A 12,417-nucleotide genomic window follows, 5' to 3' on the forward strand; every position below is an offset into this window, starting at 1 on the left:
TAAAATTAGATTAGTAAAATAATAAACATTAATCTTTAGATTTATCATTTAAAATGCATTGTGAGGTGTTGATAAAATGGAAATTTCAACTCAAGGTAGATATGGGGTCAGAGCTTTAATTGACCTGGCAGTCCATGCAGGCACAGAAGCTGTATCACTGCGAGAAATATCAGAGAGACAGAATATTTCAGAAAGATATTTAGAACAAATTTTTGCTGATTTAAAAAAAGCCGGTTTAATTAGAAGTGTCAGAGGAGCTCATGGTGGATATTTATTAAATCGACCACCGGAAAAAATTAGTCTGGCAGATATTTTGAATATATTAGAGGGGAAAATAGCTCCCGAAGTTCAAATTCAGGATGACCAGAGTGAGGAAGTAGTTTTTAAGACTGTTTCTCAAGAGATCTGGCAAAGACTGGAGAGAGGTATGCATAACTTAATGGAATCGATTACCCTTGCTGATTTAAAACAGAGAATTCGCGAAGTGCAAAAAGAAAAAAGTGAGGGTCATATGTATTATATTTAATTGAACTTAAGGAGAAAAAATTAAAAATTAGGCTTAAAAATTTATAGCTGGCTAGATTCCTCAGTAAAAATAAATATAAAAAATGAAAGGGTGTTATAATGGGTGAATTCTTAAGCTTATACGGAGAGGCAACTATTACAGCGTTCGGCTTTTTCTGGAAATCTGCCTGGGCATTTATTTTAGGTTATTTTATCAGCTCTATGATTCAGACATTTATACCGAAAGAGAAATTGACCCGTTATATGGGAGAAGCTAATTTTAAAAGTATATCTCTATCTACTATTTTTGGAGCAGCATCTTCTTCCTGCTCTTTTGCAGCTCTTGCAGCTGCAAGGGCTCTGGTAAAAAAAGGAGCAAATTTTATAGCTGCTGTTGCTTTTATGTTTGCTTCTACCAATCTTGTGATAGAGCTTGGAATTTTAATTTTTATTTTTCTGGGATGGGAATTTTTAGCGGCAGAAATTATTGGTGGTCTAGTTTTAATTATTATCAGCAGTATTTTATTTAAACTAACATATCCCCAAAAATGGTTAAAACAGGCCAGAAAGAAGGTTGAAAAAGAAGGCCCTGATATTAAAGAAGATTTTAACTGGAAAGAGAGATTGAAAAGTAAAAAAGGTTGGAGAATGGTTGGTAATAGTTTTGTAAGTGAGTGGGAAATGGTCTGGGAAGAAATTTTAATTGGTTTTACTGTAGCTGGTTTTGTGGCAGTATTTGTACCAACGGAAGTATGGAATAAAATATTTTTGATTGAACTTTCCGGCTCCCTGCCTGACTGGCTTGTAGCAGTTGAAAATGCTATGGTAGCTCCCTTTGTTGCTGCCTTAACTTTTATAGGTTCTATGGGAAATATTCCACTTGCTACAATTTTGAATAATAATGGAGTTTTATTTGCAGGAATAATGGGCTTTATTTATTCGGATTTGATGGTCCCCCCCTTAGTAGCAGTAAATATTAAATATTATGGCAAAAAAGTAGCTTTCTATATAGCTGTAATTATGTATATTAGCATTGTTTTTACAGCCCTTATCTTAAATGGAATCTTTGATGTTTTCAATATATTGCCCGACAGCGGGAGAGTTGTAAGTGAAGTTGCTCGTTTTAAAATAGATTATACTTTTTATTTAAATGTGTTTTTTGCTTTTCTGGCTGGATGGCTAGTTTTTCTCAGAAAGAAGTTTAATAAACATCACAGCGATTCAGCAAACGAAATGGAGATGGAAGGGAATGGAAAATTTAAAAAGCTCATTGCTTTTACCTTTATTGCGGTTTTATTTTTGGGTTTAATCATAAATTTTTTGTTATAAATTGAGTTATTTTATCTTTTGACAGATTTGACTCAAACAATTCCGAGTGTTATACTATGATTAAGATACATGACAGGGGTATAGTTGAATGAGGAGGTATTAAAAATGGATCATCAGAAAATGCTTGAAGATTTTAAAAAACGCTTTAAAATATCTTTGCTGATAACTGCACCGATTTTAGTACTTTCACCTATGATTCAAAGCTTTTTTGGTTATACACTGGAATTTACAGGTAGTAAATATTTGTTATTTTTACTTTCTACCGTTATGTTTTTCTATGGTGGCTGGCCTTTTTTAACAGGGCTTAAAGATGAGTTGAGTGATAAAAATCCAGGGATGATGACTTTAATTGCTCTGGCAATTTCTGTCGCTTATTTTTACAGTGGAGCGGTTGTATTTGGCCTGGAAGGTAGATTTTTCTTCTGGGAACTGGCAACTTTAATTGTAATTATGCTTTTAGGACACTGGATAGAGATGCGCTCGGTAATGGGTGCTTCGCAGGCTTTAGAGGAACTGGCAAAATTAATGCCTGATCAGGCACATAAAATTGTTAATGGAGAAGTCAAGGAAGTTAAGATAAAAGAGCTTAAAAAAGGAGACCAGGTTCTGGTCAAACCAGGCGAAAAAGTCCCTGCTGATGGTGTAATCTATGAGGGAGATTCTTATATAGATGAATCAATGTTAACTGGTGAGTCAGAACCTGTTGAGAGAGGAAAAGATGAAGAAGTCATTGGAGGTTCAGTTAATGGGGATAGTTCAATTAAGATTAAAATTGAAAAGGCTGGTGAGGATAGTTACTTATCTCAGGTAATTGAGATGGTAAAGGAATCTCAGGCAGCAAAATCTAAAACTCAGAATTTTGCAGATAGAGCAGCTTTCTGGCTGACTTTGATTGCGATTACTGCTGGTACTCTTACTTTTGGCAGCTGGTTATATATTACGGGAGATTTAGCTTTCTCAATTGAACGGATGGCTACAGTAATGGTTATAACCTGTCCCCATGCTCTTGGACTTGCAATACCACTTGTGGTAGCTGTGTCTACAACCCTATCAGCCAAAAATGGTCTGTTGATTCGCAATAGAACTGCTTTTGAGAATGCCCGTAAAATAGATACAGTTTTATTTGATAAAACAGGTACTTTAACTGAAGGAGAATTTGGAGTTGAAGCAGTTGAGACTTTTACCGATGATTATAATAAAGAAGAGATTTTACAGAAAGCAGCTTCTTTAGAGCAGGAATCAGAACATCCCATTGCAAATGGAATAGTAAAAAAAGCCAAAACAGATGAAGTTGAACTGCTTAAGGTTGATGATTTTGAAATAATGAAAGGTAAAGGCGTGATTGGAAAGATTAATAATACTGATATGAAGGCCGTTTCTCCAGGTTATCTGGAAGAAAATAATATAGAAATACCGAATGATGCTTTAAAGGAAGGTCCATTTACAGAAGTTTTTCTGTTAGAAAATGACAAATTAGTCGGGATGATTAGACTGGCTGATCAGATTAGAGAAAGTTCTTATGAGGTTGTCAAAAAACTTAAGGACAAAGGAATTAAAGTTAAGATGCTGACCGGAGATAATCAGAAAACTGCAGAATATGTAAGTAACGAACTCGGTCTGACTGATTTCTTTGCTGAAGTACTACCTGATCAGAAACAGCAGAAAGTGGAAGAACTGCAGGCAGAGGGTGATTTTGTGGCAATGACTGGTGATGGAGTTAATGATGCACCAGCACTGGCAAAAGCTGATATTGGAATAGCCATTGGTTCTGGTACAGATGTGGCTGCCGAAACAGCAGATATAATTCTGGTTGAAAGTGATCCACTTGATGTACTCAAACTGATTGACTTTGGTAGTTTAACCTTCAAAAAGATGCTGCAAAATCTATTCTGGGCTACAGGATATAATGCTTTTGCAATTCCACTTGCTGCAGGGGTTCTAGCCAGTTTTGGTATTATGATTTCTCCTGCTGTGGGTGCAATTCTGATGTCAATGAGTACAGTTATTGTAGCTATTAACGCCAAATTACTCAAGTTTTAAATTTAGTCAGGATAGATAAATAAAAAAAGAATATTAATTAATATCCATAACCCCAGTTAACTTCAGATTTAAATTTTGAAGTTGGCTGGGGATTTTTTTGTAAAAAATGATTTATATCATAGCTGACCTTTTAAAAAACAGTTATACTGGTCTTACAAATTAAACAGGGAGGTTGTTCGAGATGAAAAAGAAACTAAAAATAGTTATTATATCAGGAATTTTAATTATACTGGCCTGGTTAAGCAATTTCTTAAATTATAATCCACTAATTTTTAAGACAGCTATGATAATTGCAGCGGTTATTGCTGGCTATCAGGTAGCGATCAGTGCCTATAATACTTTAAAAATGAAGGTAATTAGTATTAATTTATTGGTGACAATTGCTGCAGTAGGGGCAGTAATTATAGGAGAATACTGGGAAGCTGCAGCTGTTACCTTTCTCTTTGCCTTTGGTTCCTATTTAGAAAGCCGAACAACAGCTAAGGCGAGAAATGCAATTAGAAATTTAATGGATCTGGCACCAAATTTGGCTACAGTGATTAGAGATGGTAAAGAAAAGGAAATTGCGGCAGAGGAAGTAGAGATTGAGGAGGAAGTAATTGTTAGACCTGGAGAAAAAATACCTGTCGATGGTACTGTAATTAAAGGTGAGAGTGAGATTAATCAGGCGGCCATTACTGGTGAATCAGTACCTGTACGTAAGGAAAAGGGAGATGAGGTGTTTAGTGGAACCATTAATCAGAATGGATATTTGGAAATAAAAACTGAAAAAGTAGGAGATGACACTACTTTTGGAAAAATTATAGAACTGGTGGAGGAAGCTCAGGAAGAAAAAGCCCCAACTCAAAAATTAATGGAGCGTTTTTCTAAGTATTACACTCCGGGAATTATACTGCTTTCAGTAATTTCTTATTTTATCAGCGGCAGTATCAGACTTTCTCTAACTTTACTGGTTATCGGCTGTCCGGGAGCACTTGTTATCTCAACCCCGATTTCTATTGTAGCTGGAATTGGTAATGGCGCCAAAAATGGAATTTTGATCAAAGGAGGTGAGTACTTAGAGAAATCAGGTGAGATTGATCTGCTTGCTTTTGATAAGACTGGAACTTTAAGTAAAGGGGAAGCAGAAGTTGATCAGATTATAACTTATGCTAAAAGTGAGTCTGAGGTTTTAAGACTGGCTGCAGCAGCTGAATTTAATTCTGAGCACCACCTGGCCCGGGCCATCAAGAATAAAGCAGAAGCTGAACTGAAAGAAAGCGTTAAATCTCCAGTTAGTTTTGAAACTCATACTGGTAAAGGTGTAACTGCCAGAATCGATGGCAGAGAAATTATGATTGGAAACAGCAGATTATTTAAAGAGCAGGGAATTAAAATTCCAGAAAAAATTGAAAGAAAGAAGAATAAATTAGAAAAACAGGGTAGAACAGTTGTAGTTGTCTCAGAGGCTGAGAAAATTATAGCTTTAATTTCTATTGCTGACCGACCAAGAGAAAATGCCTATCAGATAGCAGAAAAATTAAAGCGGGTTGGTATCAAAAAAGTTGTAATGTTAACTGGAGATAATGAAAGAATCGCAGAATCTGTGGCTGAAGAACTGAATCTTGACGGCTATAAAGCAGAATTGTTACCTGAAGACAAGGTAAAAGCAGTAGAAGAATATCAAAAAGAAGGTTATAAAGTTGCCATGGTAGGAGACGGAATTAATGATACCCCATCTTTAGTAACAGCCGATATTGGGATAGCCATGGGAGCAGCCGGTACAGATGCTGCAATTGATACAGCAGATATTACTCTGATGGCAGATAATTTAGACAAATTACCTTATGCAGTAGGCCTGAGTAAAGCCGCAAATAGAAATATAAAGCAGAATGTAGCCTTTGCTGTTCTGGTAGTTTTTGCTCTGCTGGCAGGGGTTTTAGGTCAGAAAGTATTTTTGGCTTCCGGAATGCTGGTTCACGAGTTAAGTGTTTTAATTGTAATTTTTAATGCTATGCGTTTATTAAGATATAGTATTGATTAAAAATGAAAGTTTAAGTTAATTAAAGAAATTAGGCTTAAGAAATATTTTAGGAATAACCATAATATAAAATTTGGAGGTAATAAAAATGAAAAAAATTAAACTTTATTTAGAAGAACTGAGCTGTCCTGACTGTGCAAATAAAATAGAACAGGTTTTAAATAAAACTGAGGGAGTCAAAAAAGCTGATGTTCATTATACAACCAGTAAAGCTAATGTAGAATACGATTCAGAAAAAATAGAAGTAGCAGATTTAAAAAAAGCGGTTGCAAAAACAGGATATAAGGTAGAAAGGACTAAATAGATAATAAAGGGTATCTGTTTTCGCCCAAATTATACTATAAAGTTATAATAAATGGAGAAAGCAGGTACCTAATTAATATTAAAGGGTGATAGTATGGAAAAATGTGAGCACGAATCATGTGTGAGAAAAGTACCAATTTTTTCTGATCTGGATCATGATAAAATAGCTAAATTAAATAATCTGGTTAAACAGAAAAAATTTAAAAAAGGTGAATTAATCTATCTGGAAGGAGAGCTTGGAAAAAATATTTATATTATTGAGTCCGGCCTGGTTAAATTATATAGAAGTAATGAAGAGGGGAATCAGTATATATTAAGACTACTAAATGAAGGAGATTTTTTTGGAGAACTGGTTTTATTTAAGGAAGAAAAGTTAAGCAGTAGTGCAGAAGCGGTTGGCGACTGTAATATTTGTCTGCTTCCGAAAGCTGAAATTGAGAAATTAATTAAATCATCTCCAGAACTTTCCTATAAACTCTTATCAGCAATTACCAGCCGGCTAAATAAAACAGAAAACAAACTGCAGTCTCTGGCTCTTGAAGATGCAAAAGAAAAAACTATGCGGCTGCTGCTGGAACTTGCCAGAGAAAGTGGTATAGAAAAAGATAATGGAATTTTAATAAATTTACCCCTGAGTCGAGAAGGACTGGCAAATTTAATTGGAACAACTCAGGAAACATTAAGTAGAAAATTGTCAGAACTGCAGAAAGAAGGACTGATTTTATTACAGGGACAAAAGAAAATTTTAATTAAAAATAATTAAATTAATTGTTTAGCAATTCTTATTATGCTTGTTCCGGGCGGAATAAGCATATTTTTTTGACAGAACTAATCCTGAGTGTTATACTATACTTAAGATACTAAATAGGGGTATGTAGTATTTAAAAAGGAGAATTAATTATGGGTAATAAGAATAAAATTAAAAAAAGATATAACAGAGTTGCTCCTGTTTATGATTCTCTGGAATATTTTATGGAAAAAGGTAAAATGGGGGATTGGCGGGAAAATCTCTGGCAGATGGATATTCAAAATTTAAGATTTGAAGATAATTACTTTGATTTAATTGTTACAAGCTGTGTATTCTGTTCGGTTCCAGATCCGATTAAGGGGTTAAAAGAGTTAAAAAGAGTTTTAAAAGAAGATGGTCGAATCTTGATGCTTGAGCATATGCGGAGCCAGAATAAAATGGTAGGAAAACTTATGGACTGGTTTAACTGGGTCAGCCTTTACACTTGGGGGGCTAACATTAATCGCAGAACAATAGAAAATATAAAAAAGGCGGGTCTGGAATTGGTCGAAGTTAATAATCTGATGTCTGATATTGTAAAAGAAATTGAACTAAAAAAAAAAATTAAACTTGACAAAAAGAATATGTAATGCTATTATTAATTATACCCCTTACACGTATAAAGTATAAAAAGGAGATGTTAAAAAGTGAAAAAAACAATTATTATAGAAGGAATGTCCTGTGGGCACTGTGAAATGCATACTAAAGAAGAATTAGAAAAGATTGATGGTGTTATTTCGGCAACAGCTGATTCTGATAAAGGAGAAGCAGTTGTAGAATTGGAAAAGGAAGTTGCAGAAAGCGAATTTAAAGCGGCTGTTGAAGAAGCTGGCTATAATTATATAAAGACTGTGTAAATTTAAAAATTTTTAATTTCAATATACATGTAAGGGGTATAACAAATAAAATTTTAAATTCTTATTTTGAAAAAATATCTTCTTTTCAGCCGACAATAAAGAGAGTAATTAATTAAAAAAAGGTTATGCTTTAGGAGGAAATATTATGGGAAAAAATAAAAAAGGCTGGTGGCAAAAGTTTGTTGATAAACTGGCTTCAGCAAATGAGAAACAGTATGGAAATGATGTTCCAGATTGCTGTGGAGATGGAAAAACAAAAAAAGAAAATGGAAAATAATCTTAAATTTAAAACTGATTAAAGGTTTTTAAAATAGAATGATTTGAAACAATAATTATGGAGGTGCGAATATCATGGCAGATAAGAAAATAACTTTAAAGATAACAGATATGAGTTGTGCCAGCTGTGCTCAGACAGTAGAAAAAGCTTTAAATAAGGCTGTCGGAGTAAAAGAGGCACAGGTTAATTTTGCTGCTGAAAAGGCATATGTTACTTTTAACCCTGACAAAAGCAGTAGAGAAAAATTAATAGAGATAGTAAAAAATACAGGTTATGGTGTTAAAGAAGAAAAGACAAAAGTTAGTTTTGGGATCGATGGCATGACATGTGCTAGTTGTTCAGCAGCTGTTGAAAAAGCTTTAAATAAAAGTGAAGGTGTTTATGGAGCTAATGTAAATATTGCTACAGAAAAAGGAACAGTAGAATACGATCCAGAGGTTTTAAGCAAAAATGATTTTCGTGAGATTGTAAAAAATTCTGGTTATGAACTCAGCCGTTTTGAAGATGAGGAAGCAGAAAATTCTGCTGAAGGTGCTGAAGATGAGTTAAGTGATGACATGAGAAAAGTAAAAGAAGCGAAAAAGAAAATGTGGGGTACCTGGGCCTTTACGATTCCAATTATGCTCTGGATGATTCCCGAGATGTTTTTTGGAGTTGCCTGGCCAAATATGACGATTTTTAATTTAGGAATGATTGTTTTAGCTATACCACCACTTTTTATTTTTGGTCGTAAAACTTTTGTTACTGCCTACAGAGCAGTTAGTCACGGTAGTGCCAATATGGATGTTTTAATTGCAATGGGGACTGGAGCTGCTTTTATTACTGGTCCGGCTGTATTTTTTACCCCGATTGCTAATTATGCCGGAGTTTCAGCAATGATTATGGCTTTCCATTTGACCGGACGTTATATAGAAGAGACTGCTAAAGGTAGAGCTTCCCAGGCGATTAGAAAATTACTTGAACTTGGAGCTAAGACAGCAACAATTATAGAAAAGGGTGAAGAAAAAGAAGTTGCAATAGAGGATGTACAGCCTGGAGACATAATGCTGGTCAAACCGGGAGAAAAAATTCCGACTGATGGTGAAATTGTAGAAGGGAAAACTTCTGTCGATGAATCAATGGCAACAGGAGAATCAATGCCAGTGGAAAGAAAAGTGGGAGACGAAGTTATTGGTGCAACTGTAAATCAGAATGGTTTGATAAAGGTTAAGGCTACTAAAGTTGGTAAAGATACTTTCCTTTCTCAGGTAGTTAAAATGGTTGAAGAAGCTCAGGGTACAAAAGTTCCCATTCAGGAATTTGCTGATAAAATAACAGGTATTTTTGTACCGACTGTTCTAATTATAGCAGCTCTTACTTTTGTTTCGTGGCTGATTTTTCCTGATGCTTTTAGAGAGGTTGGCTTCTGGGCTCAGAGTTTCTTACCCTGGGTTAGTCCTGAATTGGGAACAGTTACTCTGGCAATTTTCGCTACAATAGCTGTATTAGTTATTGCCTGTCCCTGTGCCTTAGGACTTGCAACACCAACTGCTTTAATGGTTGGAAGCGGTATTGGAGCTGAAAACGGAGTCTTAATCCGTAAAGGAGAGGCTATTCAGACAATGAAAGATGTGCATACTATTGTCTTTGACAAAACTGGTACTATTACTAAAGGTAAACCAGAAGTGACCGATTTAATTGCGGCAGAAAACAGCAGTCAGGATAAATTATTGCAGCTGGCTGCAAGCGTAGAAGCCGGTTCTGAACATCCACTGGGCGAAGCAATTGTTCGTGGTGCTAAAGATAGAGGAATCGAAGTAAGAAGAATTACTAATTTTAATGCTGTTACTGGTAAAGGTGTAAAAGCTGAAGTTGATAGTAAAGAAGTACTTGTTGGTAGCAGAAAATTGATGGAAGAAGCTGGAATTGATACAGCCGCTTTTGAAGATGAACTAAAAAGGCTGGAGAATGAGGCAAAAACAGCAATGCTTGCTGCTGCAGATGGTAAGATGCTGGGTATTGTTGCTGTAGCAGATGCTTTAAAAGAAGATTCTGTTAAGGCAATTGCAGAATTGAAAAAGTTAGGACTTAAAACAGCAATGATTACCGGTGATAATAAAAGAACTGCTGAAGCTATTGCTAGAGAGGTAGGTATCGATCATGTAGTGGCAGAAGTTATGCCCGATGGCAAGGTAGATAAGGTGAAAGAACTGCAGTCTAAATTTGGAATTATTGCCATGGTTGGCGATGGAATTAATGATGCACCAGCACTAACTCAGGCCAATGTTGGAATCGCAATCGGTACTGGTACAGATATTGCAATTGAATCTTCTGATATTACCCTTGTACGCGGTGACTTATCATCTGTAATCACTGCTGTAAAACTTTCTCGGGCAACTTTTAAGAAGATCAAGCAGAATCTTTTCTGGGCTTTCTTCTATAATTTAATTGCAATTCCAGTAGCTATTCTGGGATTATTACATCCTGTGATTGCTGAGATGGCAATGGCTACAAGTTCAATTAGTGTAGTTACAAATGCTAACTTATTAAGAAGAGAAAATGTTCAGGCAGATTACAAATAAAATGATTAAAATAATAATTCCAGCTTAATATTGATCGGCTGGAATTATTTAATCAAATTTATCTTTTAAATATTTTAATATCGCTAATTATATTATATGAGGAGGATTTTTATGAATTCATTATGCGAATTAGACAGAAAAGACTTAATTACCCGTCTTAAAAGAATAGAGGGTCAGGTTCGGGGTCTGCAGAGAATGGTAGATGAAGAAAAATATTGTGTTGATATTTTGCATCAGATTAATGCTGTTCAGGGCGGATTGAAAAAGGTTGGAATTAAAATTTTAGATAAACATGTACACGGATGTGTTCAGCGAGCGGTAAAAAATGAGGAAGGCGATGAAGTTATTGATGAGTTAATGGAAGTTCTGGCTAAGTTTACTGACTGACAATTAGATTAGTTTTAAAAACTTGCTTAAAATATAACTAAGTTATAATTTTTTTAGGAGGTAATATCAGATGAAGAAAAAAGTAATACTAATTTTGATTGTTCTTTTATCACTTTTTGGTCTTGCAGCATGTTCTGGTGGCTCTGAGCAGGCAGCTGAAGAAGAACAGGCTGCTGATACAGTAACTACAGCCTCAATTGTAAGTGAAGAAGCAGCCTTTAGGGAGGCAATTGGTTCTAACGGCAGCTGGATTATTGCAACATTGAATGATTTAACTTTTGAAGAAACAATAACAGTTGCAGGAGAATTCCACAATGGTGGTAATTCAGAAAATGATCTCTATAGAAAAATCGCAGCCTATGCTCAGGATGATGAACGTAATATAACAGATAGATATACTATTACAGCTCCTGAAATGATTATTAAAAGCCCGAACACAAGATTTCAGGCAGGAACATTTGTAGGAGATATTATTGTAGAGGCAGATGGATTTACACTTTATAATGGAACAGTTGAGGGTAACATCTATTATGCAGGTGAGGAATACCAGGAATCAGCAGAAATAACTGATGATAGTGAAGTGACCGGGAGTATAGAAATTAGAAATTAAATTTAATCAAGGCTAATAAAATATTTTTGATTAGCTATAAAGACAGAAAAAGCCAGGGAATATTCCCTGGCTTTGTTATTTCAAGTTATAATATTATTTATGCTAAAATTGATCTTACAAACCAGATATTCTGACTGTAGCCTGCTACATGATCTTCAAAGGCCCCAACAACTTCGAAGTCACCGGCTTGATCAGCATCATTTCTAATTTCTGTTGCTAATTCTTTCATTTCTTTTAAATCAGCCAAAACTTCATTTAATACTTCATCTACACCATATTTTTTGGAATCCAACTCTTCAACTGTCGCAGCTTCCTGATATTCATTCAGCTTTACCAGTGGAAATTCACCTTTCATTTTCATGATTTCTGCCACTTCATCATACTTTTCAAAGAAATCATCATAGAGTTCCTCAGTAAAGTTGTGAACCTGCATAAACTGTTTACCCTCAACATTCCAGTGTAAATTGTGTAACTTTGTGTTTAAAACTGCTAAGTTTGCTAAATAGGTGTTCATTTTCTTGTAATCTTTCATTATTAATTCCTCCTGTTAAATTATTAGTAATAGTAATCATTACTATTAAGTTCTATAAATATAATAAGTGATTTGAATTAAATTGTCAAGGGATTATTAGAATGTTTTCTAATTGGGTGAATTGCAAGTTGCAATGCACGGTTTTTTTGATTTTTTTAAAATAGCCTGTACCTTTAGTATTTCTAGATACTAAAACTTAACTTTTCTCTG

General features: G+C 34.8%; 13 protein-coding genes. 12 read left to right on the top strand and 1 reads right to left on the bottom strand.

Annotated features, from left to right (window positions below):
* The first annotated feature begins 76 nt into the window (after positions 1 to 76).
* The 12 genes from DFR80_RS07425 (at position 77) to DFR80_RS07475 (ending at position 11,675) form a co-directional block, all read left to right on the top strand.
* Entirely contained in the window at positions 77 to 526 is a 450-nt protein-coding gene (locus DFR80_RS07425) for an Rrf2 family transcriptional regulator (protein ID WP_076545379.1), read from the top strand.
* A gap of 98 nt (positions 527 to 624) precedes the next feature.
* The gene (locus DFR80_RS07430) at positions 625 to 1,833 is read left to right on the top strand and encodes a permease (protein ID WP_076545380.1); all 1,209 of its coding nucleotides are present in this window, start codon (positions 625 to 627) and stop codon (positions 1,831 to 1,833) included.
* Positions 1,834 to 1,938: 105 nt separating this feature from the next.
* Entirely contained in the window at positions 1,939 to 3,873 is a 1,935-nt protein-coding gene (locus DFR80_RS07435) for a copper-translocating P-type ATPase (protein ID WP_076545381.1), read from the top strand.
* A gap of 181 nt (positions 3,874 to 4,054) precedes the next feature.
* On the top strand, positions 4,055 to 5,896 hold the full coding sequence (locus DFR80_RS07440; protein ID WP_114489608.1) for a cation-translocating P-type ATPase: 1,842 nt from the start codon (positions 4,055 to 4,057) through the stop codon (positions 5,894 to 5,896).
* 85 nt (positions 5,897 to 5,981) lie between these two features.
* Complete coding sequence (locus tag DFR80_RS07445; protein ID WP_076545383.1) at positions 5,982 to 6,197, top strand: cation transporter; 216 nt, start codon at positions 5,982 to 5,984, stop codon at positions 6,195 to 6,197.
* A 93-nt stretch (positions 6,198 to 6,290) separates the two neighbouring features.
* Positions 6,291 to 6,959, top strand: coding sequence for a Crp/Fnr family transcriptional regulator (locus DFR80_RS07450; protein ID WP_076545384.1), 669 nt, complete (start codon positions 6,291 to 6,293; stop codon positions 6,957 to 6,959).
* Positions 6,960 to 7,096: 137 nt separating this feature from the next.
* Entirely contained in the window at positions 7,097 to 7,573 is a 477-nt protein-coding gene (locus DFR80_RS07455) for a class I SAM-dependent methyltransferase (RefSeq protein WP_114489609.1), read from the top strand.
* A gap of 57 nt (positions 7,574 to 7,630) precedes the next feature.
* Entirely contained in the window at positions 7,631 to 7,840 is a 210-nt protein-coding gene (locus tag DFR80_RS07460) for a heavy-metal-associated domain-containing protein (protein ID WP_076545386.1), read from the top strand.
* A gap of 145 nt (positions 7,841 to 7,985) precedes the next feature.
* Positions 7,986 to 8,117 carry an LDCC motif putative metal-binding protein gene (locus tag DFR80_RS15470; RefSeq protein ID WP_255417023.1) on the top strand — a complete coding sequence of 44 codons (132 nt, stop codon included), beginning with the start codon at positions 7,986 to 7,988 and terminating at the stop codon, positions 8,115 to 8,117.
* A gap of 74 nt (positions 8,118 to 8,191) precedes the next feature.
* On the top strand, positions 8,192 to 10,678 hold the full coding sequence (locus tag DFR80_RS07465) for a heavy metal translocating P-type ATPase (RefSeq protein WP_114489610.1): 2,487 nt from the start codon (positions 8,192 to 8,194) through the stop codon (positions 10,676 to 10,678).
* Between the two features lie 111 nt (positions 10,679 to 10,789).
* On the top strand, positions 10,790 to 11,065 hold the full coding sequence (locus DFR80_RS07470) for a metal-sensitive transcriptional regulator (RefSeq protein WP_076545389.1): 276 nt from the start codon (positions 10,790 to 10,792) through the stop codon (positions 11,063 to 11,065).
* 70 nt (positions 11,066 to 11,135) lie between these two features.
* On the top strand, positions 11,136 to 11,675 hold the full coding sequence (locus DFR80_RS07475) for a hypothetical protein (protein ID WP_114489611.1): 540 nt from the start codon (positions 11,136 to 11,138) through the stop codon (positions 11,673 to 11,675).
* A gap of 97 nt (positions 11,676 to 11,772) precedes the next feature.
* Here DFR80_RS07475 and DFR80_RS07480 read toward each other — a convergent pair whose 3' ends face one another.
* Entirely contained in the window at positions 11,773 to 12,207 is a 435-nt protein-coding gene (locus DFR80_RS07480) for a DNA starvation/stationary phase protection protein (RefSeq protein ID WP_114489612.1), read from the bottom strand.
* Positions 12,208 to 12,417: the final 210 nt, after the last annotated feature.

Source organism: Halanaerobium sp. ST460_2HS_T2, assembly GCF_003337665.1.
Classification (GTDB): Bacteria; Bacillota; Halanaerobiia; order Halanaerobiales; family Halanaerobiaceae; genus Halanaerobium; species Halanaerobium kushneri.